Source organism: Knoellia sp. 3-2P3, from assembly GCF_029223115.1.
Lineage (GTDB): Bacteria > Actinomycetota > Actinomycetes > Actinomycetales > Dermatophilaceae > Pedococcus_A.
Map to the genome: position 1 here is coordinate 1 of NZ_JARGZE010000004.1, position 24,961 is coordinate 24,961.

A 24,961-nucleotide genomic window follows, 5' to 3' on the forward strand; every position below is an offset into this window, starting at 1 on the left:
CGCTCACGACGGCCGCGGCTGAGCCCACCGGCAACCGACCGGATTCGACGGCCTCCTTCACCGGAGCGTTGACCTGCTTCTGGAAGGCCTGCGCCACGGCCACGATGGTCCCGGCCCCGCCGGCCCTGGTCGACGGGGCGTGGTGGCGCACCCACTGGGTCACCGACATGGCCGCCGGACCACCGGAGGTCTCTCCGCGCTCCATCGCCTCGTGGACCACCGCCACTCGGCCCGCGTCGCACGCCATGCCCAGCGCGTCCACCTCACCCAACAACCCGGCCAACCCGTCGGGACCGCCACCACTGGGAACCTGCCACAACACCGAGCCCAAGGCGGACAGGGAAGAGCGAGCAGCCGCGATCCGCCTGCGGTGCTCGGCCACGCTCAGCTCCTGGCCCGGACGTCCCTCCATGACGACAACAGTAGAGGCGACCACCGACAACCCAGGTCCGCTTGCGCGCGACGGAAACCATTGAAGGACAACGGGTTTAGCGGCACACATCGCTCTCGATCGCCACTCCCGCGCCGCCGCCTGTGGATGGTGTGACCTCGTGGCGGCGCCTGTGGAAACCGTCGTTGTCCCCAAGCGGTCCGCCGTCGCCGCGCGGTCCACAGGGCGGCGGGAGTGACCGCCCGGTGCGGCTCCCGCCGCCTACCTTCGCCGCATGCGAGGGCATGTCGAGAGGCTGAGGTGGATGGCGACGTCGACGCACGTCCAGGCTGACCGGATGCGGCTGCTGGCGCTGCGGGTTCGGGCGGTCGGTGCCATCCGCTGGCGCTCCGAGGCTGCCGACCTCTACCGGGCGCAGGTCGAGGCGCGGGCGCGGCGACTCGAGCTCGAAGCCGAGGCGACGCATGAGCTCGCCCGCACCTTCGACGACCTGGCCACCATGGTCGAGCGGCGTGGAACGGGCTGATGGGCCTCGACGTCACCGGCGGCGCAGGAGGAGTGGGCGCCGCGCTCGAGGACCTCACCGCTGCTGCCGCGAGGCTGGCTGAGATCGCCGGCGACCTGACCGACGTGGCGGGCGCGCTGCTGCGAGCCGGGGTGGCGGCCGATCTGGTGACGGTGGCGCTCGTCAGTCCGGTCGACGCCGCTCGGGTCGCAGGGGCGCTGGCCCAGCTGGCTGGTCCGACCGGGCTGATCGCCGACGCCGCCGCGGTGGCCGCCCTCGCCGTCACCGTGAGGTCGGCCGCCGCAGCCTACGAGGCGGGGGAGCGGGCGGTGGCGTCTCTGGTCGAGTCGGTGCAAGACACCGTGGTGCTGGCCGTCTCGCGACAGGCCCCCATTCTCGCGGTCGGCGTGCTGGCCGCTGGACGATCCGGTGTGGACGTCGGGGCGGCCGCGGACCGGCTGCTCTTCGCCGTCCCCGGGTTGGCCGACCTCGCGGGCGGGGTCGAGGGCGTGGTGGCCGGTCCGGCGACGCCCTGGGACTACGAGGACGGGCTCACGGTGCTGGCCGCCGCCGGGTCGAGCCGGGGGTGGCTCACCGAAGCGCGGCACCAGGTCCGGGTCAGCGCTGTCCCGAGGGACGCAGCAGGGGTGGCGGCGCCGGAGAGCCTTGCCGACCTCCTCGCCATCCAGGCCGAGCTCGAGGATCCGGACGGCGGACCCGACAGCGTGCGGGTGGTGCAGGTGCCGCAGGCCGACGGCTCGTCCGCCTGGGTCGTCGTCGTCCCCGGCACACAGGACTGGTCGCCACGGGCCGGACCGAACCCCTCCGACCTCACGAGCGACGTGCTGCTGATGGCCCAGCAGGAGACGATCCTCGCGGCGGGCGTGGAGCGTGCCCTCGATCTCGCTCAGCAGCAGGCCGGCCGAGCCGGGCTGGCCGACCCGGTCCTCGTCGCGGGTCACAGCCAGGGAGGGATCGTGGCCGCTGTCCTCGCAGCCGACCCCGGCTTCCGACAGCGACAACGGGTCACGCACGTCGTCGCCAGTGGCGCCCCCATCGCCCGTGTGCCGGTGCCGGCCGACGTCTCGGTGCTGGCGCTGGAGCACCACCAGGACGCGGTGCCGCGCCTGGAGGGTGAGCGCAATGCCGACCGCCGTCACCACGTCACGGTGTCCCGTGACCTGCGCGGCGGCGAGGTGCGCACCGCGGGTGCCTCCCACGCGGCCGCGCGCTACCGAGAGACGGCTGCGGTGGTCGACGCCTCGCGGTCGGGGTCGGTCGCCGTCTGGAGAGAGGGCAGCGAGGCATTCCTCAGCGGGAGCAGGCACGGGACGCCGATGGTGCGGGACTACCGGGTGCAGCGGGTCGGGCCGTCGCCGTAGTGGCAAGATCGGCGCCGTGAACCCGTCCACCGCGCTCGCGACCGTGCTCGTCGACGAGCTGGTGCGGTGCGGCGTCCGCGAGGCGGTGTTGTGCCCCGGCTCGCGCTCTGCGCCCCTGGCCTACGCGCTGCAGGAGGCCGACCGTGCGGGCCGGCTGCGGCTGCACGTTCGGGTCGACGAGCGGTCGGCCGGGTTCCTCGCCCTCGGGCTGGCGAAGGTGACGCGCACGCCGGCAGCCGTCGTGACCACCTCGGGCACGGCCGTGGCCAACCTCCACCCCGCCGTCCTCGAGGCCCACCACGGACAGGTCCCCCTGTTGGTGCTCAGCGCCGACCGGCCCCCGGAGCTGCGGGGCACCGGGGCGAACCAGACGACCACCCAGCCCGGGATGTTCGGCTCGGCGCTGAGGTGGTCGCAGGAGCTGGGAGCGCCGGAACGCCGTCCGAGCCAGGTGTCCTCGTGGCGCTCGTCGGTGTGCCGGGCGGTGGCGGCCAGCCGGGGGCGCCCCGGCGGTGTGCCCGGACCCGTGCACCTCAACGTGCCGCTGCGCGAACCGCTGGTGCCCACGGCCGACGGCGTGTGGCCCGACGAGGTCGAGGGCCGTCCCGACGGCGCCCCCTGGGTGGAGGTGCTGCCGAGCGCCCCCGGCCACTCCAGACCGCTCGACCCCCTGCCGCGCACGCTGGTCGTGGTCGGCGACCTGCCCGAGCCGGGGCTCGCCGAGACCGCCATCACCTGGGCGCGCGACAGTGGCTGGCCGGTGGTCGCGGAGCCGTTCGGGGCCGGCGCCGAAGGCGTGGTGCCGCACGGACCGCTCCTGCTCGGCGTGGAGTCGTGGCTGGCGGACAACCTGCCGGAGCGGGTCGTCACCGTCGGCCGGATCACGTTGGCGCGACCGGTCGCCCGCCTTCTGCGGCGGCAGGGCGTGCGCGTCGAGGCGGTGGCTGCCTCCCCCGAGTGGGCTGACCCCGGACACGTCGTCAGCGCCGTTCACGGGCTCGGGGTGCTCCACCACCCGGTGCCCTGCGAGGACCCGCGTTGGACGAAGGTGTGGCGTGAGGCGGGCGACGCCCTGGCCGCCGCGGTGGCGAAGGCCGGGCTGCCGTGGCCGACCGGCCTCGCGGTCGCCGAGGCACTGCTGAACTCGGTGCCGCACGGGTCGCTGCTGTTCGTCGGCTCCTCCAACGCGGTCCGCGACCTCGACCTCTCGGGCGACCGCACCAGTCGCGCCGCCGTCGTCGCCAACCGCGGCCTCGCCGGCATCGACGGGTGCGTCTCCACCGCTGTTGGCCTGGCGCTGTCGACCACCGTGCCCACCTACGCGCTGCTCGGCGACCTCACCTTCCTCCACGACGCGAACGGCCTGCTGATCGGCCCCCACGAGCCGCAGCCCGACCTCACCCTGGTGGTGGCCAACGACGACGGTGGGGGCATCTTCACCCTGCTCGAGCCCGGCGAGCCCGAGCGGGCCGACGACTTCGAGCGGGTCTTCGGCACACCGACCGGCACCCACCTGGCCGCACTGTGCGCCGCCCACGGGGTGGCCCACCAGAAGGTGGAGGGTCGCGACGCGCTGGTCGCCGCAGTGGCCCAGCGACCGCACGGGTTGCGGGTGCTCGAGGTCGAGGTCGACCGCACCGGCCACCGGGCGGCCCACGAGCGCCTGCGCCGGGTGGCGGCCGCGGCCCTCGCCGCAAGGGCAGGCGCCGGGGAGCCCGGCCGGGAGCGCTAGAAGGGGATCGCGGCCACCGGTTGCCGATCGGTCGCGAAGGCGGCGGAGAGCGCCGAGACCGAGCCCGGCGTGACCTCCTCGACCACCCCCTGGTGCGCCTGCGACGCGATCGTGCGCAGCCCGGCGTACGCCGACCCCAGCGCCTGCACGGGGAGCCGCACGTCTGCGGGGTCGTCGGTGCGCTCGCACGTGACGGGTGATCCTGCGCCCGCGGACGCCAGCCGCCAGCGGCCGTCGTTCCAGGGGCAGACGGGATCGGCCACCTCGAGCACGAGGTCGACGGGCGCCCCGAGACCGCGCTGCTCGAGCGCGGCGCCGACCTCGACGAGCCGAAGCCAGACCCCGTCGTAGACCGTGACCGACGCCGCTCGCGGTCCGCCCGCCCACCACAGCAGGGGGTCGTCGAGGCTGCGGCCCTCCACCTTCACCTCGCTGGTGAGGTCGAAGCTGACGAGCCGCCGTCCGAGCGCGAGCAGCGTCGCAGGATCGGCCGCAGCCATCTCGTGACAGGTCACCGCCCCCTGCGGTCGGCCCTGCTCCCACTTCTCCTTCCGGTGCAGCACCGCGTAGCCGACCTGCCGGTCGTCACGCTCGGCGAACAGCACCTGGCGTGCCTCACGGCCGCGCCGAGCGGGAGGGAAGTCGCGAGCCTCAGCGCGCGTCAGCTGGCGGGGGCGCACGACGCCCCCGAGCTGGGCCGCCGCGAACCGGGCGTGCAGGTCGTGCACCCGGTCGGCGACGCCGTCCCGCGACAGGGGGACCAGCCGGGTCGTGACCGTCGCAGCGGACTCGTCCAGGGAGGTCGCGCGCAGGTCCTGGCCCCGCGAGAGGGTGACGAAGGCGTCGAGGGAGGCGACGGCATACCCGAACCGGCCGTAGATCGCCGGCTCGGCGGCATGGAGCCCGGACAGGGCCACGCCCTGCTCGCGCAGGTCGGCGAAGTGGTGCCCGACCATCTGCCTCAGCACGCCGCGGCGCCGCTCGTCGGGGTGGACGCTGACCCAGGTCAGCCCCGCCATCGGCACCGCGTGCAGCCCGCCCGCCGGAGCCGGGACGGTGACCGTCAGGTCGAAGGACCCGTAGCCGCCCGAGAACGGCGGCTCACCCGTGCGGGTGGCGGCGAAGCAGCGGCGCAGGTCGAGCTCGGCCATGGCCTCCTCCCACGGCCGGTGGTGCTCGAAGAAGAACGCCGCCTGGTCGACGGCGAGGAAGTCCTCGGCGACCTCGGGGGTGACGGGGACGATCCGGTGTGCCGTGGACTCGCCTGCCATGGCCCGATCCTCGCGTCAGGAGTCTCCCGGTGCCAGTGGGTTTACCCGCCGGACAGCGCGTCGCGCATCGGGACGAGCTTGGCGTCGGACTCGGCGACCTCCGACTCGGGGTCCGAGCCCGCCACGATGCCGCAGCCGGCGAACAGGCGCAGGGCGGTGGGGTCGCCGGGCTCGTAGGCCCCGCAGCGCAGCGCGATGCCCCACTCGCCGTCGCCGGCGGCGTCCATCCAGCCCACCGGACCGGCGTAACGGCCCCGGTCCATCTCCTCGAGCTCGGCGATGACCCGGTCGGCGTCGGTGGTGGGGGTCCCGCACACGGCCGCCGAGGGGTGGAGCGAGGCCGCCAGAGCCAGCGAGCCGGTGTGGTCGTCGAGCACCCCCGCCACGTCGGTGGCGAGGTGCATGACGTTGCTCAGGTGCAGCACGAAGGGGGACTCCGGCACGTTCATCGACGAGCAGTGCGGCCGCAGCGCGTCGGCGACCGAGCGCACGGCGTACTCGTGCTCCTCGAGGTCCTTCGACGACCGGGCCAGCGAGGCGGCCAGCGCCAGGTCGTGCTCGTCGTCGCCGGTGCGGCGGATGGTGCCGGCCAGGACGCGGGAGGTGACCAGGCCCTTCTCGAGGCGCACGAGCATCTCGGGGGTCGCGCCCACCAGCCCGTCGACCGCGAACACCCAGGTGGTGTCGTAGCGCTCGGCGAGCCGCTGGAGCAGCCAGCGGGGGTCTACCGGCTCGGCGGCCTGCACGCGCAGGTCGCGGGCGAGCACGACCTTGTCGATCTCACCGGCCGTGATCCGCTCGACGGCCTCGCGGACCCGCACCGCCCACTTCGCCGACGACAGGGCGCCGTCGGCGAAGGTCACGCCCACCGGCTCCGCGGCCGGCGGCTGCGGCCCCGGTGCGGCAGGGGGCGGCACGCTGGCCTGCCTGCCGATGGTCGTGAGCCACCAGCGGCCGTCTCGGCAGCCCACGACGACCTCGGGCACGACGAGCGTGGCCCCGGCAGCCGAGCCGGCGGCATACGACACGGAGCCGAAGGCGACCGGGCCCGTGCCCGGCACGCCCACCTCGTCACGCACCACGGCTGTGGAGACCACGCGCCGCCACCAGTCCTGGGCCGCGTCGAACCGGCGCTCCCCGTGGGCGGTGAGCTCCAGCGCGCGGCCCCACCCCACCAGGCCCTCGCCGCGGCGCACCCAGCTCGAGACCTGCCGGGGGTCGTCGACCGCGGGCAGCAGCGACAGCAGGTCGCCGGGGGAGTCGAGGGCGACGGTGCGCGCGACCAGCGGCGTGCCGTCGGGGCGGGCCGCGAGACCGGGGTCGGGCTGCGTCGTCATGTCGCGGGCCAGCCTACGCGCGGGCGGCCTGCTGTATGCCGTGGGGCGGGCATCGGGGAGGATGGGGCCCATGACCCGCGCCAGCCTCGAGAAGGACCCCCGCGACGTGGCGGCCATGTTCGACGACGTCGCCTCGAAGTACGACATCACCAATGACGTGCTCTCGCTGGGGCAGGACCGGCTGTGGCGCCGGGCGGTCGTCAAGGCGGTCGACGCCAGGCCGGGCGAGCGGGTGCTCGACATCGCGGCCGGCACCGGCACCTCGAGCGAGCCCTTCGCCGACGCCGGCGTCGACGTCGTCCCGGCCGACTTCTCGCTCGGCATGCTCGCGGTCGGCAACCGCCGCCGGCCCGACCTCGGCTTCACCGCCGCGGACGCCATGCGTCTGCCCTTCGCCGACGAGTCCTTCGACGTGGTGACGATGTCGTTCGGGCTGCGCAACGTGGCCGACACCGGTCTCGCCCTCGCGGAGTTCCTCCGCGTGGCCAAGCCGGGTGGGCGCCTCGTCGTGTGCGAGTTCAGCCAGCCGGTCAACAAGGCCTTCCGCACGGTCTACAACGAGTACCTCATGCGCTCGCTGCCGCCGATCGCCCGGCGGGTCAGCTCCAACCCCGAGTCCTACGTCTACCTCGCGGAGTCGATCCAGGCCTGGCCGGCCCAGCGCGAGCTGGCCCAGGCCATCCTCGGGGCCGGCTGGTCCGACGTCGCGTGGCGCAACCTCAGCGGCGGCATCGTGGCCCTGCACCGGGCGGTCAAGCCGGGTGGGCCGGTGCTCGTCGGGGACGCCGGGGCGGTTAGGTCGGCCTAAGTACGACAACGACGCGATGCGGGAATAGACTCCTCAATTCGTGAACAGGTTCACAAGCGTTTCGAGGCAGGCGTGAGTCAGAGCATCATCAGCAGCGGGTCCGTGGCATCGGCGACGGAGAGCGCCGACGTCATCGTCGTGGGGGCCGGCCCGGCAGGATCGGCCACCGCCGCGTACCTCGCGATGACCGGCCTGGACGTCCTCGTCCTGGAGAAGACCGCCTTCCCCCGCGAGAAGGTCTGCGGTGACGGCCTGACCCCCCGCGCGGTCAAGGAGCTCATCACCCTCGGGATCCCCACCCCCGAGGAGGACGGCTGGATCAGGAACCACGGCCTGCGCATCATCGGCGGCGGCATGCGCCTGTCGCTGCCGTGGCCCGACCTCGCGAGCTTCCCGCCCTACGGCCTCGTGCGCACCCGGCAGGACTTCGACGACATCCTCGCCAAGCACGCCGTGAAGCACGGCGCCCGCCTGCGCGAGTCGACCAACGTCACCGGGCCGGTGCTCGACGACACCGGCGCCATCGTGGGCGTCACCGCCAAGGCCGTCGGCGAGTTGGGCCGGTCCACCGGGCCCGAGCTCGTCTACCGCGCCCCGCTCGTGGTCGCGGCCGACGGCAACTCCTCGCGCCTCTCGCTGGCCATGGACCGGCCCAAGCGCGACGACCGACCGATGGGCGTCGCCGTGCGCACCTACTACACGAGCCCCCGGCACGACGACGACTACCTCGAGTCCTGGCTCGAGCTGTGGAGCACCGACGAGAACGGCAAGCGGGTCCTGCTCCCGGGCTACGGCTGGATCTTCGGCGTCGGTGACGGCACCTCCAACGTCGGACTCGGCATCCTCAACACCTCCTCGGCCTTCGGCAAGACCGACTACAAGGACGTCATGCGCCGCTGGGTGGCGACGATGCCGGAGGAGTGGACCTACAACGACGAGACCATGGTGGGGACGATCCGCGGGGCGGCCCTGCCCATGGGCTTCAACCGCCAGCCGCACTACGACCGGGGCCTGCTCCTGGTCGGTGACGCCGGTGGCATGGTCAACCCGTTCAACGGCGAGGGCATCGCCTACGCCATGGAGTCCGGCCGGCTCGCCGCCGAGGTCATCGCCCAGGCGTTCGCCCGGGGCGACGACGCGCAGCGTGAGCGCGTGCTGCGGTCCTACCCGGGCGTCATGAAGGACGCCCTCGGCGGCTACTACACCCTCGGCCGCTACTTCGCGAAGATGATCGGCAACCCGGAGGTCATGCGCCTGGCCACCAAGTACGGCCTGCCGCGCACGACGCTGATGAAGTTCCTGCTGAAGGTCATGGCCAACCTCGCCGAGCCGCACGGCGGCGACGCGAGCGACCGCCTGATCACCGCCCTGTCGAAGATGGCGCCCGACGCATGAGCGGGGATGCGCTGATGACCCGTGCCCCTAGGATTGGGCCGGATTGCACGCATTTCCGCACCCTCGTCGGCGAAAGAAATGAAAGGGGAGTTGCGCGGTGACCAACCCCTACGTCCCGCTGCTGTTCCTGCTGGCGATCGGTGGAGGCTTCGCGGTCTTCTCGGTGTTCGCCGCGTCCATCGCAGGACCCAAGCGCTACAACCGCGCCAAGCTCGACGCCTACGAGTGCGGCATCGAGCCCACCCCCCAGGCGGCCGGTGGCGGCCTGCGCGTGCCGATCAAGTACTACCTGACCGCGATGCTCTTCATCATCTTCGACATCGAGTCGGTCTTCCTCTACCCCTTCGCAGTGGCCTTCAACCAGCTCGGCCTGTTCGCGCTGGTCGAGATGGTGCTGTTCATCATCACCGTGTTCGTCGCCTACGCCTACGTCTGGCGTCGCGGCGGGCTCGAGTGGGACTGACGCGCGAGTTCTGAGAGCTAGGAACACCTCATGGGAATCGAAGAGAAGCTCCCCGCGGGCTTCCTGCTGACCACGGTCGAGCAGGTCGCCGGCTACATGCGCAAGAGCTCGGTCTGGCCCGCGACGTTCGGCCTCGCCTGCTGCGCCATCGAGATGATGGCCGTCGGCACCCCCGACTACGACATCGCCCGCTTCGGCATGGAGCGCTTCTCGGCGACGCCACGCCAGGCCGACCTGATGATCGTGGCCGGGCGCGTGAGCCAGAAGATGGCCCCGGTCGTGCGTCAGGTCTACGACCAGATGCCCGAGCCCAAGTGGGTCATCTCGATGGGCGTGTGCGCCAGCTCTGGCGGCATGTTCAACAACTACGCGATCGTCCAGGGCGTCGACCACATCATCCCGGTCGACGTCTACCTGCCGGGCTGCCCGCCGCGGCCGGAGATGCTGCTCAACGCGATCCTGACGCTGCACGAGCAGATCCAGGGCAGCAAGCTCGGCGTCAACCGCGTCGCCGCTGCCCGCGCCGCCGAGGAGGCTGCCCTTCGGGCCACGCCGACCCACCAGATGAAGGGCCTGCTCGCCGAGGGCGCCGGCAGCCTGCGCGTGGCCTCCGGTCTGCAGGCGCCGCACGAGCACTCCGTGGCCCACCGCCACGGCGCAGGAGGTGTCGCGTGAGCGACGAGAAGAAGACCGAGGCCGCCATGCCCGGCCCGAACGCCGAGGTCGAGAAGGACCCCACCGCGGCGGCCGCCGACCACGGTGCCACCACGGGCGACAACCTTCCGGCCGCCCCAGGCACCGCCCCGGAGCCGGTCGTCGTCGGTGAGCGCCGCGGCATGTTCGGCGCGGTCGACGCCGGTGACACCTCCGGCTACGGCGGCCTGCGTTCCCCGATCCTCTTCCCGGCAGCGGCCCAGCGCCCCTACGGCTCGTGGTTCGACGAGGCGGCCGACGCCCTCGAGCGGGGTCTCGTCGGTGGCGAGGCGTCCTTCGGCGAGGCCGTCGAGCGCGTGGTGGTCGACCGCGGCGAGCTGACCATGCACGTGCGCCGCGAGCACCTGCCCACGGTGGCACGCGTGCTGCGCGACGACCCCGCGCTGCGCTTCGAGATCTGCACGGGCGTCAGCGGCGTGCACTACCCGGGGGAGCAGGGCCGCGAGCTGCACGCGGTCTACCACCTCCTGTCGATCACCCACGGCAGCCGGCGGCTGCGCCTCGAGGTCTCCTGCCCCGACGGCGACGCCCACATCCCCTCGATCGTCTCGATCTACCCCGCGGCCGACTGGCACGAGCGGGAGACCTGGGACATGTTCGGGATCGAGTTCGACGGCCACCCGTCGCTGACCCGGATCCTCATGCCCGACGACTGGCCGGGCCACCCGCAGCGCAAGGACTACCCGCTCGGCGGCATCCCCGTCGAGTACAAGGGCGCCACCATCCCGCCGCCCGACCAGCGGAGGTCTTACAACTGATGTCCACCACCCACGAGACCCACCACCCCCAGCACGAGCCCGCTGGCGGCGGGGACGCTCTCGACGTCTACGCCACCTCGGCCGCCGACACCGCCGACACCGAGGGCGCCCGCGTCTTCAACGCCGCCGGCGGCGACTGGGACCAGCTGACCGACGAGGCCGCCGCCCTCCACGAGGAGCGCATCGTCGTCAACATGGGCCCGCAGCACCCGTCGACGCACGGTGTGCTCCGCCTCATCCTCGAGCTCGACGGTGAGATGGTGACCGAGGCCCGCGCGGGCATCGGCTACCTCCACACCGGCATCGAGAAGAACATGGAGTTCCGCACCTGGACGCAGGGCGTGACGTTCTGCACCCGGATGGACTACGTGGCGCCCCTCTTCAACGAGGCGGTCTTCTGCCTCGCGGTCGAGAAGCTGCTGGGCATCACCGACCAGATTCCGGAGCGGGCCAACGTCATCCGCGTCCTGATGATGGAGCTGAACCGCATCTCCAGCCACCTCGTCGCCCTCGCGACCGGCGGCATGGAGATGGGCGCCACCACGGTCATGACGGTCGGCTTCCGCGAGCGCGAGCGGGTGCTCTCGATCTTCGAGATGATCAGCGGCCTGCGCATGAACCACGCGTACATCCGCCCCGGCGGGGTCGCCCAGGACCTGCCCCCCGGCGCGATCGACAAGGTGCGCGACGCGGTCCCGGCGATCCGCAGGGGCCTGCGCGAGCTCGAGCTGCTGCTCAACGAGAACCCCATCCTCAAGGGCCGCACCGTCGACGTCGGCTTCCTCGACCTCACCGGCTGCATGGCCCTCGGCATCACCGGCCCGATCCTGCGCTCGACGGGGCTGCCCCACGACCTGCGCAAGTCCGAGCCGTACTGCGGCTACGAGACCTACGACTTCGAGGTCGTCACGCGCGACAGCTGCGACGCCTACGGCCGCCTGCGGATCCGCCTCGACGAGATGTACGAGTCGCTGAAGATCGTCGAGCAGTGCGTCGACCGGCTCCAGTCCAACCCGGGCCCGGTCATGGTCGCCGACAAGAAGATCGCCTGGCCGGCCCAGCTCGCCATCGGCGGCGACGGCATGGGCAACAGCCTCGACCACATCCGCGAGATCATGGGCACCTCGATGGAGTCCCTCATCCACCACTTCAAGCTGGTCACCGAGGGCTTCCGGGTCCCGCCGGGCCAGGCGTATGCCGCGGTGGAGAGCCCCAAGGGCGAGCTCGGCTGCCACGCCGTGTCCGATGGCGGCACGAGGCCCTTCCGGGTCCACTTCCGCGACCCGTCGTTCAACAACCTGCAGGCCACGGCCGCGATGTGTGAGGGCGGCCAGGTCGCCGACGTCATCGTCGCCGTCGCCTCGATCGACCCCGTCATGGGAGGTGTGGACCGCTGATGGCCACAGAGTTCGGTCACCAGACCGCGTCCGGTCACCTCACGGTGCCGGCCGAGAGCAAGGAGCCGTATGCCGCGGACGTGCTCGCGCAGCTGCACGCTGACGCCGAGCAGGTCGTGGCCCGCTACCCGCAGAAGCGCTCGGCGCTCCTGCCGCTGCTGCACCTCGTGCAGAGCGTCGACGGCTACATCACCGGCCGCGGCATCGACTTCTGCGCGGAGGTCCTCGACCTGACCCGCGCCGAGGTCTCGGGTGTGGCGACCTTCTACACCCAGTACAAGCGCCACCCCAACGGCGAGTACACCGTGGGCGTCTGCACCAACACCCTGTGCGCGGTCATGGGCGGCGACCAGATCTGGGAGAGCGTCTCCGAGCACCTCGGCATCGGGCACGACGAGACGACCCCTGACGGCAAGATCACCCTCGAGCGCATCGAGTGCAACGCGGCGTGCGACTACGCCCCGGTGGTCATGACCAACTGGGAGTTCTTCGACAACCAGACCCCCGAGTCGACCAAGCAGCTCGTCGACGACCTGCGCGAGGGCAAGCCGGTGGCGCCGACCCGCGGCCCGAGCCGCGTGTGCTCCTTCAAGGAGGTCTCCCGGGTCCTCGCCGGCTTCCACGACGGCCTGGCCGACGAGGGCGTCGGCGCCGGTCCGGCATCCGTGCAGGGCCTGAACGTCGCCCGTGAGCACGACTGGCGGGCCCCCGGCGACACCGGCCGGGCCTCCGGTGGGCACCGGGAAGCGACGACTGACGGCCTGGCGGCCGGACGGCACACCTCCGAGGACACCCCGGCCAACGAGCCCGACGAGCTGCCGGGCGGCAAGGACGCGGACGGAGAGAAGGCATGAGCACGACCCTCACCCCGATCCTGACGAAGTTCTGGGACCACCCGCAGTCGTGGACCCTGGAGACCTACCGGGCCAACGACGGCTACAAGGCGCTCGAGAAGGCGCTGAAGATGGAGCCGTCCGAGCTGGTCCAGATGACCAAGGACTCGGGCCTGCGCGGTCGTGGCGGTGCAGGCTTCCCGACCGGCATGAAGTGGGGCTTCCTGCCCCCGCCGGACGGCGGCCCCCGCTACCTCGTGGTCAACGCCGACGAGTCCGAGCCGGGCACCTGCAAGGACATCCCGCTGATGATGGCGGCGCCGCAGTTCCTCATCGAGGGCGTGGCCATCACGTCCTACGCGATCGGCTGCAACCACGCCTTCATCTACCTGCGCGGCGAGGTCGTGCACGTCTACCGGCGCCTGCTGCGCGCGGTCGAGGAGGCCTACGCGGCGGGGCTGCTCGGCAAGAACATCATGGGCAGCGGCTTCGACCTCGACGTCACGGTGCACGCGGGTGCGGGCGCCTACATCTGCGGCGAGGAGACCGCGCTCCTCGACAGCCTCGAGGGCCGCCGCGGCCAGCCGCGCCTGAAGCCGCCGTTCCCGGCCGTCGCCGGCCTCTACGCGCGCCCGACCGTGGTCAACAACGTCGAGTCCATCGCGTCGGTGCCGCCGATCCTGCTGCACGGCTCGACGTGGTTCTCCGACATGGGCACCGAGAAGTCGCAGGGCTTCGGCATCTTCTCGCTCTCGGGTCACGTGAAGAACCCCGGCCAGTACGAGGCGCCGCTCGGCATCACCCTGCGCGAGCTGCTCGAGATGGCCGGCGGCATGCGCGACCCGCAGAAGAAGCTGAAGTTCTGGACCCCCGGTGGCTCCTCGACGCCGCTGTTCACCGACGCCCACCTCGACGTGCCGCTGGACTTCGAGTCCGTCGGCGCCGCCGGGTCGATGCTCGGCACCCGCGCCCTGCAGATCTTCGACGAGACCACCTGCGTGGTGCGTGCGGTCGACCGCTGGACCGAGTTCTACAAGCACGAGTCCTGCGGCAAGTGCACCCCCTGCCGCGAGGGCACGTGGTGGCTGAAGCAGATCACCGGCCGGCTCGAGAACGGCCAGGGCAGCGAGGAGGACCTCGAGAAGCTGCTCGACATCTGCGACAACATCCTGGGCCGCTCGTTCTGCGCCCTCGGCGACGGCGCCACCTCGCCGATCACCAGCAGCATCCAGTACTTCCGCGAGGAGTACATCGCTCACCTGACAGGCGGCGGGTGCCCGTTCGACCGGGACGCCTCGTCGCTGTTCGCGAAGGACAACGTGCCCGCATGACGACCACGAACCCCACCACCAGCCCCAGCGCGGGCGGCAACGCCGTGAGCACGGGCGGGGACGCGACGATCCCGCCGGCCGTCGAGCTGGTCACCCTCACCATCGACGGGGTCGAGGTGTCGGTCCCCAAGAACACCCTGGTGATCCGGGCCGCCGAGGAGATCGGCGTCCAGATCCCGCGGTTCTGCGACCACCCGCTGCTCGAGCCGGTCGGCGCCTGCCGCCAGTGCCTCGTCGACGTCGCGATGCCGGGGCCGGACGGGTCGCTGCGGCCGATGCCGAAGCCGCAGGCGTCGTGCACCATGACCGTGGCCAACGGCATGGAGGTCAAGACCCAGCTGACCTCGAAGGTCGCCGACAAGGCCCAGCAGGGCGTCATGGAGCTGCTGCTCATCAATCACCCGCTCGACTGCCCGGTCTGCGACAAGGGCGGCGAGTGCCCCCTGCAGAACCAGGCGATGAGCAACGGCCGGCCGGTCTCGCGCTTCGAGGACGTCAAGCGCACCTACCCCAAGCCGATCAACATCTCCTCGCAGGTGCTGCTCGACCGCGAGCGCTGCGTGCTGTGCGCCCGCTGCACCCGCTTCTCCGACCAGATCGCCGGTGACCCGTTCATCGCCCTCGTCGAGCGCGGCGCCCTCCAGCAGGTCGGCATCTACGAGGAGAAGCCGTTCGAGTCCTACTTCTCCGGCAACACCGTGCAGATCTGCCCGGTCGGCGCGCTCACCGGCGCGGCCTACCGCTTCCGCTCGCGCCCGTTCGACCTCGTGTCGACCCCGAGCGTCTGCGAGCACTGCGCGTCCGGCTGCGACATGCGCACCGACCACCGCCGCGGCGTGGTGCTGCGCCGGATGGCCTGGAACGACCCGGCCGTCAACGAGGAGTGGAACTGCGACAAGGGTCGCTGGGCCTTCCAGTACGCGACCACCGGTGACCGCCTCACCATGCCGATGGTCCGCGACGAGCAGGGCGCCCTGCAGGTGGTCTCCTGGCCCGAGGCCCTCGCCGCGGCCGCTGCGGGGCTGAAAGCCGCTCGCGGCGCCGGTGTGCTCGTCGGTGGTCGCGTGTCCGCCGAGGACGCCTACGCCTACGGGAAGTTCGCGCGCACCGTGCTGTCGACCAACGACGTCGACTTCCGCGCCCGGCCGCACTCCGCCGAGGAGGCCGAGTTCCTCGCCTCGTCCGTCGTGGCCACGGGCCCGGACGGAGGGGCAGTCACCTACGCCGACCTCGAGAAGGCCAAGGCCGTCGTCCTCGTGGGCTTCGAGCCCGAGGAGGAGTCGCCGATCGTCTTCCTGCGGCTGCGCAAGGCGACCCGGAAGAACAAGACCGCCGTGTATGCCGTGGCGCCGTTCGCGACGCGCGGCCTCACCAAGCTGGCCGGCCACCTCATCGCCTCCGCCCCCGGCACCGAGGCCGAGGTGCTCGCCGCGCTGGCCGACGGCGGCGCGGGCCACGAGGGTGCAGCCAAGGCTGCCGAGGCCCTCAAGGGCGAGGGCGCCGTGCTGCTCGTCGGCGAGCGGCTGGCGACGGTGCCGGGTGCGCTCTCCGCTGCCGCTTCGCTCGCCGCCTCCACGGGCGCCCGCCTGGCCTGGGTGCCGCGCCGAGCCGGCGAGCGCGGGGCCCTCGAGGCCGGCGCGCTGCCCACGCTGCTGCCCGGTGGCCGGCCGGTCGCCGACGCGGCCGCCCGCCAGCAGGTCGCCGAGGCCTGGGACGTCGTCGGCCTGCCGGACGCCCCCGGCCGCGACACCGCCGGCATCCTCGAGGCCGCGTGCGCCGGTGAGGTCGGGGCCCTCGTGGTCGGTGGCGTCGACGCTGCCGACCTCGCGGACCAGCGCACCGAGGAGGCCCTGGCCAAGACCTTCGTGGTCTCCCTCGAGCTGCGCCCGTCCTCGGTGACCGCGGTCGCCGACGTCGTGCTCCCCGTCGCGGCGCACGCCGAGAAGGGCGGCACCTTCGTCAACTGGGAGGGCCGGGTCCGGCCGTTCGCGGCTGCGCTGGAGTCCAACGCGATGTCCGACTACCGCGTGCTCGACATGCTCGCCGGCGAGCTCGGCGAGTTCCTCGGCACCCGCACGCTCGCCGAGGTCCGCGCCGAGATGTCCGCCCTCGGCCGGTGGACGGGTGAGCGCCCGAGCGCGCCGTCCGTCGCGGCGGGCGAGGTGCCGAGCGCGGGTGACGGAGAGCTGGTCCTGGCCACCTGGCACCACCTGCTCGACGAGGGCAGCCTGCAGGACGGCGAGCCGTTCCTGGCCGGCACGGCCCCGAAGGCGCGGGCCCGGGTGTCCACCGCCACGGCGCAGGCCTTCGGCCTCGCTGACGGCGACCTGGTCACCGTGTCCACGGCCGCGGGTGCGCTCAGCGCCCCCGTCGAGGTCGTCGAGGGCATGGTCGACCACGTCGTCTGGCTCCCCACGAACTCCGCCGACAGCCACGTCCGCTCCACGCTGGGTGTGGGCGCCGGCGCCGTCGTCACCGTCAGGAAGGGCGCAGCATGAGCAGCCTGGCCTTCGCCGCCGAGGCCCTGGTCTCTCTCCCGGCAGCCGACAACCCGCACGCCGACTTCAGCGACACGCCCTGGTGGCTGTCGCTGGTCAAGGCGCTGCTGGTCTTCGTGTTCCTGCTGGTCAACACGCTGGTCGTGATCTGGTTCGAGCGCCGCGTCATCGGCCGGATGCAGCAGCGTCCCGGCCCGAACCGCACCGGCCCCTTCGGCCTGCTGCAGACCCTGGCCGACGGCGTGAAGCTGGCCCTCAAGGAGGACCTGACGCCGAAGAACGCCGACAAGGTGGTCTTCGCACTGGCCCCCATGATCGCCGGCGCCATGGCGTTCGTGTCGTTCGCGATCATCCCCATGGGGCCGATGGTCAGCATGTTCGGCCACCGCACGCCCCTGCAGCTGACCGACACCCCCGTCGCGGTGCTGCTGGTGCTCGCCGTCGCCGGTGTCGGCGTCTACGGCATCGTGCTCGCGGGCTGGTCCTCCGGCTCGACCTACCCGCTGCTCGGTGGCCTGCGCTCGACCGCCCAGGTCATCTCCTACGAGATCGCCATGGGCCTGGCGCTGGTCGCGATCTTCCTCTACAGCGGCTCGATGTCGACCTCGCAGATCGTCTTCGCGCAGAAGGACCTCTGGTACATCCTCCCGGCGTTCTTCTCGTTCCTCGTCTACGTGGTCACCATGGTCGGCGAGACCAACCGCCTGCCCTTCGACCTCGCCGAAGGTGAGGGCGAGCTGACCGGTGGGTTCCACACCGAGTACTCCTCGCTGAAGTTCGCGATGTTCTTCCTCGGCGAGTACGTCAACATGTTCACCGTCTCGGCGCTCGCCACCACGATGTTCCTGGGCGGCTGGCAGGCGCCTCCCGGCATCGCCGCGATCAACGACGGCATGTTCAACGAGGGCTGGTGGGGCCTGCTCTGGTTCGTCATCAAGCTCTGGGCGTTCATGTTCTTCTTCGTCTGGCTGCGCGGCTCCCTGCCCCGCGTCCGCTACGACCAGTTCATGAAGTTCGGCTGGAAGTTCCTCATCCCCGTCACCCTCGCCTGGGTGGTCGCCGTCGCCTTCATCCGCGGCGCGCAGCTGGGCTACTTCGGCGAAAGCACGGTCGCCCTGGCCGGACGCGAGTTCCCCGTCGCGACGCTGGTCATCGTCGGCTTCATCGCCGCGCTGGCGCTGGGCGTCACGTGGGTGTGGGAGGGCAAGCAGGCCGAGAAGCAGGCGGCCGCAGAGGCCGAGGCCCCCGAGGAGATCGACCCGTTCGCGGGTGGCTACCCGGTGCCGCCCATGCCCGGCCAGCGGCTGCGCGAGCCGTCCCTGGCCATCGAGAAGGAGAGCAACCGTGCCTGAGCAGAAGAAGGGCGGCTTCTTCTCCGACCTCTTCGCACCGGTCGGCGGATTCGGCGTCACGTTCGCCACGATGTTCCGCAAGGTCGAGACCGAGGAGTACCCGGAGGAGAAGCGGCCGACCCAGCCGCGCTTCCACGGGCGCCACCAGCTCAACCGCCACCCCGACGGCCTCGAGAAGTGCGTGGGCTGCGAGCTGTGCGCGTGGGCCTGCCCGGCGGACGCCATCCTCGTCGAGGGTGCGGACAACACCGAGGACGCCCGGTTCTCCCCGGGAGAGCGCTACGGCCGCGTCTACCAGATCAACTACCTGCGCTGCATCTTCTGCGGCCTGTGCATCGAGGCATGCCCGACGCGCGCCCTGACGATGACCAACTTCTACGAGCTGGCCGACAACAACCGCGGCGACCTCATCTTCACCAAGGAGCAGCTGCTCGCCCCGCTGCAGGAGGGCATGCTCCCGCCGCCGCACCCGATGGTCGACGGCATGGAGGAGCGCGACTACTACCAGGGCAAGGTCGCCAAGGCCACGCCCGAGCAGCAGCGCTGGGTGGAGCAGCACGAGGCGAAGCCGGAGGAGGGCCTGGCGCCCACCGGCGACCCGGTCGAGGGCGTCGACACGCTCGAGCACGGCCGACAGGCAACCCGCGACACCACTGAGGGGGTCCGCCGATGACGGGCACGGGCGAGCAGGTTCTCTTCTGGGTCCTCGGACCCATTTCTGTGCTCGCGGCACTCGGGCTGCTCTTCGCCAAGAAGGCCGTGCACGCCGCGATCGGCATGGCCCTGGTGATGATCAACCTCGGCGTCTTCTACATCGCCAACGAGGCCGACTTCCTCGGCATCATCCAGATCTTCGTCTACACCGGCGCGGTCATGATGCTGTTCCTGTTCGTGCTCATGCTGGTCGGCGTCGACTCCTCCGACTCCCTGGTCGAGACCCTCAAGGGCCAGAAGTGGGCGTCCCTGCTGCTGGCCTTCGGCCTCGGCGCGCTGGTCTTCCTCGCGATCGGCAAGGTCACCTTCGGTCCCATGAAGGGCCTGTCCTCGGTCAACGACCAGACGGGCAACGTCTCGGGCGTCGCCAACCTGATCTTCGGCCAGTACGTGTGGGTCTTCGAGGTCACCAGCGCCCTGCTGATCACGGCTGCCCTCGGCGCCATGGTGCTCGCCCACCGCGAGCGGATCGGCGACCGCCCGAGCCAGCGCGCCTGGTCGCAGCGCCGGATCCGCGACAACCGCAACGTCGCCGGCCTGCCCGCCCCGGGCGTCTACGCCCGCCACAACGCGGTCGACACCCCGGCGCTGCTGCCCGACGGCACCCCGAGCCAGCTGTCGGTCTCCCGGGTGCTCAACGCCCGCGAGCAGGTGGTCACGCCCACCCGCCACGTGGAGTCCGAGCACGACATCGAGCACGAGATCGAGGAGGGCCGGGACCGATGAACCTGGTCAACTACATCTACCTGGCGTCGCTGCTCTTCGCCATCGGCGGTGCCGCCGTGCTCATGCGCCGCAACGCCATCGTGGTCTTCATGGGCGTGGAGCTGATGCTCAACGCGGTCAACCTGATGTTCGTCACGTTCGCCCGCATGCAGGGCAACCTCGACGGCCAGGTGATCGCCCTGTTCGTGATGGTCGTGGCTGCCGCCGAGGTGGTCGTCGGCCTCGCGATCATCATCGCGATCTTCCGTGCCCGCCGGTCGGCCTCGGTCGACGACGCCAACCTGCTGAAGCTGTAGAAGGGGCCACCAGGTGACACATTTGTCAACCCTCGCCGCTGCCGAAGGGACCGCCACCGCGGCCACCGGCATCACGGCATCCGCGTGGCTGCTGGTCGCGCTGCCGCTGCTCGGTGCCGCGGTCCTGCTGCTCGGCGGCCGGGCCACCGACAAGTGGGGCCCGGTCTTCGCGACCGCCATGTCGTGGGCCGCCTTCGTCGTGGGCTTCCTGGTCTGGATCGCCATGATCGGCCGGCCCGAGGCGGAGCGCGCCATGCAGATGACGCTCTTCGAGTGGGTGCCGGCCGGTTCCTTCCAGCTCGACGCCGGGATGCTGGTCGACCAGCTGTCCGTCTCGTTCGTGCTGCTGGTGACCTTCGTCGGCTCGCTGATCCACGTGTACTCGCTCGGCTACATGGAGCACGACCCGGACAAGCGCCGGTTCTTCGCCTACCTCAACCTCTTCGTCGCGGCGATGCTGCTGCTGGTGCTCGCGGACTCCTACCTGCTGCTCTACGTGGGCTGGGAGGGCGTCGGCCTGGCGTCCTACCTGCTCATCGGGTTCTGGAACCACAACCCGGCCTACGCCACGGCCGCCAACAAGGCGTTCGTGGTCAACCGGGTCGGTGACTTCGGCCTGTCGGTCGCGATCATGATCATGTTCGCCACCTTCGGCACGGTCACCTTCGCCGGCGTCTCCGAGGCTGCGGGGAACGCGAGCGAGGCGACGCTCACCGCGATCGGCCTGATGCTGCTCCTGGGCGCCTGCGGCAAGTCGGCTCAGTTCCCGCTGCAGAGCTGGCTGGGCGACGCCATGGCCGGCCCGACGCCGGTCTCCGCGCTGATCCACGCGGCAACCATGGTCACCGCCGGCGTCTACCTCGTCGTGCGCAGCGGCTTCATCTTCAACGGTGCGCCCGACGCCCAGCTGGTCGTCGTCATCGTGGGTGCGATCACGCTGCTCTTCGGTGCGATCGTCGGCTGCGCCAAGGACGACATCAAGAAGGCGCTGGCCGCCTCGACCATGTCGCAGATCGGCTACATGATGCTGGCCGCGGGCCTGGGCCCGGTGGGCGCGGCGTTCGCGATCTTCCACCTGATCACGCACGGCTTCTTCAAGGCCGGCATGTTCCTCGGGGCCGGCTCGGTCATGCACGGCATGAACGACCAGGTCGACATGCGCCGCTTCGGCGGCCTCTCCGGGGCCATGAAGATCACGTGGGCCACGTTCGCGCTCGGCTGGCTGGCCATCCTCGGTGTCCCGCCGTTCTCCGGGTTCTGGTCCAAGGACAAGGTCATCGAGGCCGCCTTCATCGGCGAGGGCTGGCGCCCCTGGGTCTTCGGCGGTGCCGCGCTCCTCGGCGCCGGCATCACGGCCTTCTACATGTCGCGCCTGTTCTTCATGACCTTCCACGGCAAGAAGCGCTGGACCGACGACGTCCACCCGCACGAGTCGCCCCTGCTCATGACCGTGCCGATGATGGTGCTGGCCGTCGGCTCCGGCCTGCTCGGCCTCGTCCTCGGCCCCACCAACGTCTTCACCCACTGGCTCGAGCCGGTGGTGGGGGAGCACGGCGAGGAGCACCCGGTGCTCGCGGTGCCGGTCATCATGGGCCTGACGCTGCTGCTCGTCGCGGGCGGCATCCTCCTGGCCTGGATGCGCTACTGGCGTGACGAGGTCCCGGTGGTCGCCCCCGCCGGTTCGCTGGCCACGCAGGCCGCGCGCCGCGACCTCTACCAGGACGACGTCAACGAGGGCGTGTTCATGCGCCCCGGCATCCACCTGACCCGCTCGCTGGTGTTCGCGGACAACCGCGGCGTCGACGGGGCGGTCGGCGGCCTGGCCGCGCTCGTGGGCGGCACCTCGAGCCGCCTGCGGCGGATCCAGAACGGTTTTGCCCGGTCCTACGCCCTGACGATGCTTGCGGGTGTCGTCGCCCTCTTCGCTGCTGTGTGGGTGATCCAGTGATGACCAACTTCCCCTGGCTGACGACGATCGCGCTGCTGCCGCTCGTCGGCGCCGCCATCGTCTTCGCCCTTCCGGCCGGTGTGGCCGACCGGGCCAAGCACATCGCCCTCGGTGTGTCCGGGCTGACGCTCGTGCTCACCGTGGCGGCGGCGCTGCAGTTCGACACCAACTCGGGTGAGCAGTTCCAGCTCACCGAGCAGCACGAGTGGATCCCGCAGTTCGGCGTCTCCTACGCGATGGGGGTCGACGGCATCGCGCTGGTCATGATCCTCATGGCCGCGATCCTCGCCCCGGTCTGCATCCTCGCCGCCTGGGACGACGTGCCCGAGGCGGGCAATCGCGAGAAGAACTACTTCGCGCTGATGCTGGTGCTCGAGACGTTCATGATCGGCGTCTTCGCGGCCACCGACGTCTTCCTCTTCTACGTCTTCTTCGAGGCGATGCTCATCCCGGTCTACTTCCTGATCGGCTCCTACGGCGGCGCCCGTCGCCAGTACGCCGCGGTGAAGTTCCTGCTCTACTCGCTCGCCGGCGGTCTCGTGATGCTGGTCGGCGTCATCGCGCTGTACCAGTACGGCCCCGGCGGCGCCGACGGCTTCCTCGTCTCGAAGCTGACCGGCCTCGACATGCCGGTCACGGCCGAGCGCCTGATGTTCGTCGCGTTCTTCTTCGCGTTCGCGGTGAAGGCGCCGATGTGGCCGGTGCACACCTGGCTGCCGGACGCTGCCACCGAGGCCCGCCCGGCCACCGCCGTGCTCCTCGTCGGCGTGCTCGACAAGGTCGGCACCTTCGGCATGATCCGCTTCTGCCTCCAGCTGTTCCCCGAGGCCAGCAAGTGGGCGACCCCGGTGGTCATCGTCCTGGCGGTCATCTCGGTGCTGTACGGCGCGCTGCTGGCGATCGGCCAGACCGACGTCATGCGCCTGATCGCCTACACCTCGGTGAGCCACTTCGGCTTCATCGTGCTGGGCATCTTCGCCCTCACCACGGTCGGCGGCGCCGGCTCCACGCTGTACATGCTCAACCACGGCTTCGGCACTGCAGCGCTGTTCCTCATCGCCGCCATGCTCATCTCCCGCCGCGGCAGCAAGCGGATCCCCGACTACGGCGGCTGGCAGCGGGTCACCCCGGGCCTGGCGGGCGCGTTCCTCGTGGCGGGCCTGTCCGGCCTAGCGCTGCCCGGCCTCGCCGCGTTCGTCTCCGAGTTCCTCGTCCTCGTGGGCACCTACCAGCGTTACCAGGCCGCCGCCGTGATCGCCACGGCGGGCATCATCCTCGCCGCGCTGTACATCCTGTTGATGTACAAGCGGATGATGACCGGGCCCAAGCCCGAGCTGGTCGAGCCCGTGCACGACTGGAACCTGCGCGAGAAGCTCGTGATCGCGCCGCTGATCGCGGCCTTCCTCGTCCTGGGCTTCTACCCCAAGCCTGCCCTCGACCTGCTCAACCCGGCCGTGGAGAAGACGCTGTCCTACGTGGGCGTCTCGGACCCTGCGCCGACCAACGCCGCTGACGGGAGTGCGAAGTGATGACCGCCCTGACCACCAGCCTGACGACCCAGTTCGAGGTCGCCCAGGTCGACTACGCGGCCATCGCCCCGATGCTCGTCGTCTTCGGCGGCGCCCTGGTGGGCGTGCTCGTCGAGGCGTTCGCCCCGCGGCGGCTGCGCTACGCCATGCAGGTCGGTGTCGCGCTCGTGGCGCTGGTGGCGGCCCTCGTCGTGCTCGTCATGATCTCGGTCGACGCCCAGGGCATCACCCTCGAGCGTGCCGTGGTCATCGACGGCCCCGCCTTGTTCCTCCAGGGCGCCATCCTGCTGATGTCGGTGCTCGGCGTGCTCACCATGGCCGAGCGCTTCGGTGGGGAGGGCCCCGACGCGTTCACGCCGATGGGCGCCGCAGTCCCGGGCTCGCCCCACGAGGCCTCCGCCATGCGAGCGGGCCTGATGAGCAGCGAGGTCTTCCCGCTCACCCTCTTCGCGGTCGGCGGCATGATGCTCTTCCCTGCTGCCGGCGACCTGCTGACGATGTTCGTCGCCCTCGAGGTGCTGTCGCTGCCCCTCTACCTGCTCTCTGGCCTGGCGCGCCGGCGCCGGTTGCTGTCGCAGGAGGCGTCGCTGAAGTACTTCCTGCTCGGTGCCTTCTCCTCGGCGTTCTTCCTCTTCGGCGCGGCCCTGCTCTACGGCTACAGCGGCTCGGTCTACCTCGCCGACATCGCCGCGGCCATCACGGCGGCCTCCGGCCCGCTCGACGGCCTGCTCATCCCGGGTGTGGTCTTCCTGCTCGTCGGTCTGCTCTTCAAGGTCGGCGCGGTGCCCTTCCACTCGTGGACCCCCGACGTCTACCAGGGTGCCCCCACCCCGGTCACCGGCTTCATGGCCGCGTGCACCAAGGTGGCCGCCTTCGGCGCCATCCTGCGCCTGGTCTACGTGGGCCTCGAGGCCAACCGCTGGGACTGGCGGGCCGGCGTCATCGCCGTCGCCGCCCTGACGATGATCGTCGGCGCGGTGCTCTCGGTCACCCAGACCGACGTCAAGCGGCTGCTGGCCTACTCCTCCATCGCCCACGCGGGCTTCATCCTCGTGGCCGTGCTGGCCTTCGACCGGCTCGGCGTCGCGGGGACGATGTTCTACCTCGTGGCCTACGGCTTCATGACGATCGCCGCCTTCGCCGTCGTCTCGATGGTCCGCCAGGGCGGCTCCGAGGCCTCGCACCTGTCGCAGTGGGCGGGCCTGGGCCGCAACCACCCGGTCGTGGCCGCCGTCTTCGCCTTCCTGCTGCTGGCCTTCGCCGGGATCCCGCTGACGTCCGGCTTCACCGCCAAGTACGCGGCGTTCGCTCCTGCGGTCGCCACCGGTGGTCGTGCAGGGGTGGCGCTGGTGGCCATCGGCGTGCTCTGCAGCGTCATCACGGCGTTCGTCTACGTCCGGCTGATCGTGCTCATGTACTTCACCGAGCCCGCGGGCGGCGACGTCGTGGCAGAGATGCCGTCGCCGATGACGACGGTGGCGCTGACCGTGGGGACGCTCGTCACCCTCGTCCTCGGCGTCTTCCCCTCACAGGTGCTGGCGCTGGCCGAGAGCTCGTCCCAGTTCCTGCGATGACGGTGTC

At 71.4% G+C, this 24,961-nt stretch carries 21 protein-coding genes and 1 pseudogene; 19 read left to right on the top strand and 3 right to left on the bottom strand.

Features of this window, described 5'->3' with window-relative positions; all coding sequences use genetic code 11:
- A pseudogene (locus tag P0Y31_RS12490) lies at positions 1-412 on the bottom strand (hypothetical protein); the annotation flags it as partial.
- A 283-nt stretch (positions 413-695) separates the two neighbouring features.
- Here P0Y31_RS12490 and P0Y31_RS12495 point away from each other — a divergent pair.
- The 3 genes from P0Y31_RS12495 to menD are packed head-to-tail and all read left to right on the top strand — an operon-like array spanning position 696 to position 4,010.
- On the top strand, positions 696-917 hold the full coding sequence (locus P0Y31_RS12495; RefSeq protein ID WP_275869873.1) for a hypothetical protein: 222 nt from the start codon (positions 696-698) through the stop codon (positions 915-917).
- A complete protein-coding gene (locus P0Y31_RS12500) occupies positions 917-2,278 on the top strand; it encodes a hypothetical protein (protein WP_275869875.1) in 1,362 nt (453 codons plus the stop codon). Before P0Y31_RS12495 ends, P0Y31_RS12500 begins: the two co-directional genes overlap by 1 nt.
- A 16-nt stretch (positions 2,279-2,294) precedes the next feature.
- On the top strand, positions 2,295-4,010 hold the full coding sequence (gene menD / locus P0Y31_RS12505) for a 2-succinyl-5-enolpyruvyl-6-hydroxy-3-cyclohexene-1-carboxylic-acid synthase (RefSeq protein ID WP_275869877.1): 1,716 nt from the start codon (positions 2,295-2,297) through the stop codon (positions 4,008-4,010).
- Here menD and P0Y31_RS12510 read toward each other — a convergent pair.
- Together P0Y31_RS12510 and P0Y31_RS12515 are read right to left on the bottom strand one after the other, a co-directional pair.
- Entirely contained in the window at positions 4,007-5,281 is a 1,275-nt protein-coding gene (locus P0Y31_RS12510) for a GNAT family N-acetyltransferase (RefSeq protein WP_275869879.1), read from the bottom strand. The genes menD and P0Y31_RS12510 overlap by 4 nt on opposite strands.
- 41 nt (positions 5,282-5,322) lie before the next feature.
- Complete coding sequence (locus P0Y31_RS12515) at positions 5,323-6,618, bottom strand: isochorismate synthase (RefSeq protein ID WP_275869881.1); 1,296 nt, start codon at positions 6,616-6,618, stop codon at positions 5,323-5,325.
- 70 nt (positions 6,619-6,688) lie between these two features.
- Here P0Y31_RS12515 and P0Y31_RS12520 point away from each other — a divergent pair, with 70 nt between their 5' ends.
- From P0Y31_RS12520 to nuoN, 16 genes are all read left to right on the top strand, one after another.
- The gene (locus P0Y31_RS12520) at positions 6,689-7,426 is read left to right on the top strand and encodes a demethylmenaquinone methyltransferase (protein ID WP_275869883.1); all 738 of its coding nucleotides are present in this window, start codon (positions 6,689-6,691) and stop codon (positions 7,424-7,426) included.
- A 72-nt stretch (positions 7,427-7,498) separates the two neighbouring features.
- The gene (locus P0Y31_RS12525; RefSeq protein ID WP_275869885.1) at positions 7,499-8,821 is read left to right on the top strand and encodes a geranylgeranyl reductase family protein; all 1,323 of its coding nucleotides are present in this window, start codon (positions 7,499-7,501) and stop codon (positions 8,819-8,821) included.
- 97 nt (positions 8,822-8,918) lie between these two features.
- Positions 8,919-9,284, top strand: coding sequence for an NADH-quinone oxidoreductase subunit A (locus P0Y31_RS12530; RefSeq protein WP_091763335.1), 366 nt, complete (start codon positions 8,919-8,921; stop codon positions 9,282-9,284).
- 30 nt (positions 9,285-9,314) lie between these two features.
- Complete coding sequence (locus P0Y31_RS12535; protein ID WP_275805091.1) at positions 9,315-9,959, top strand: NADH-quinone oxidoreductase subunit B; 645 nt, start codon at positions 9,315-9,317, stop codon at positions 9,957-9,959.
- Positions 9,956-10,756 (top strand): NADH-quinone oxidoreductase subunit C, encoded by an 801-nt coding sequence (locus tag P0Y31_RS12540; RefSeq protein WP_275869887.1) that lies wholly within the window; start codon positions 9,956-9,958, stop codon positions 10,754-10,756. The genes P0Y31_RS12535 and P0Y31_RS12540 overlap by 4 nt, the downstream gene beginning before the upstream one ends.
- Positions 10,756-12,153: an NADH-quinone oxidoreductase subunit D gene (locus P0Y31_RS12545; protein WP_275869889.1), complete on the top strand. Its 1,398-nt coding sequence runs from the start codon at positions 10,756-10,758 to the stop codon at positions 12,151-12,153. Before P0Y31_RS12540 ends, P0Y31_RS12545 begins: the two co-directional genes overlap by 1 nt.
- Positions 12,153-13,007 carry an NADH-quinone oxidoreductase subunit NuoE gene (gene nuoE, locus P0Y31_RS12550; RefSeq protein ID WP_275869891.1) on the top strand — a complete coding sequence of 285 codons (855 nt, stop codon included), beginning with the start codon at positions 12,153-12,155 and terminating at the stop codon, positions 13,005-13,007. Before P0Y31_RS12545 ends, nuoE begins: the two co-directional genes overlap by 1 nt.
- Complete coding sequence (nuoF, locus tag P0Y31_RS12555; protein ID WP_275805083.1) at positions 13,004-14,317, top strand: NADH-quinone oxidoreductase subunit NuoF; 1,314 nt, start codon at positions 13,004-13,006, stop codon at positions 14,315-14,317. The genes nuoE and nuoF overlap by 4 nt, the downstream gene beginning before the upstream one ends.
- Positions 14,314-16,815, top strand: coding sequence for an NADH-quinone oxidoreductase subunit G (locus P0Y31_RS12560; protein ID WP_275869893.1), 2,502 nt, complete (start codon positions 14,314-14,316; stop codon positions 16,813-16,815). Before nuoF ends, P0Y31_RS12560 begins: the two co-directional genes overlap by 4 nt.
- On the top strand, positions 16,812-18,167 hold the full coding sequence (gene nuoH, locus P0Y31_RS12565; RefSeq protein WP_275869895.1) for an NADH-quinone oxidoreductase subunit NuoH: 1,356 nt from the start codon (positions 16,812-16,814) through the stop codon (positions 18,165-18,167). The genes P0Y31_RS12560 and nuoH overlap by 4 nt, the downstream gene beginning before the upstream one ends.
- Positions 18,160-18,840, top strand: coding sequence for an NADH-quinone oxidoreductase subunit NuoI (gene nuoI, locus P0Y31_RS12570; protein WP_275869897.1), 681 nt, complete (start codon positions 18,160-18,162; stop codon positions 18,838-18,840). Before nuoH ends, nuoI begins: the two co-directional genes overlap by 8 nt.
- The gene (locus tag P0Y31_RS12575) at positions 18,837-19,607 is read left to right on the top strand and encodes an NADH-quinone oxidoreductase subunit J (RefSeq protein WP_275869899.1); all 771 of its coding nucleotides are present in this window, start codon (positions 18,837-18,839) and stop codon (positions 19,605-19,607) included. Before nuoI ends, P0Y31_RS12575 begins: the two co-directional genes overlap by 4 nt.
- Entirely contained in the window at positions 19,604-19,903 is a 300-nt protein-coding gene (gene nuoK / locus P0Y31_RS12580; RefSeq protein ID WP_275805074.1) for an NADH-quinone oxidoreductase subunit NuoK, read from the top strand. Before P0Y31_RS12575 ends, nuoK begins: the two co-directional genes overlap by 4 nt.
- A 22-nt stretch (positions 19,904-19,925) precedes the next feature.
- On the top strand, positions 19,926-21,851 hold the full coding sequence (gene nuoL, locus P0Y31_RS12585) for an NADH-quinone oxidoreductase subunit L (protein ID WP_275870517.1): 1,926 nt from the start codon (positions 19,926-19,928) through the stop codon (positions 21,849-21,851).
- Positions 21,851-23,380, top strand: a complete 1,530-nt coding sequence (locus P0Y31_RS12590; protein ID WP_275869901.1) for an NADH-quinone oxidoreductase subunit M — start codon at positions 21,851-21,853, stop codon at positions 23,378-23,380. Before nuoL ends, P0Y31_RS12590 begins: the two co-directional genes overlap by 1 nt.
- Positions 23,380-24,954, top strand: coding sequence for an NADH-quinone oxidoreductase subunit NuoN (nuoN, locus tag P0Y31_RS12595; protein ID WP_275869903.1), 1,575 nt, complete (start codon positions 23,380-23,382; stop codon positions 24,952-24,954). The genes P0Y31_RS12590 and nuoN overlap by 1 nt, the downstream gene beginning before the upstream one ends.
- Positions 24,955-24,961 lie beyond the last annotated feature (7 nt).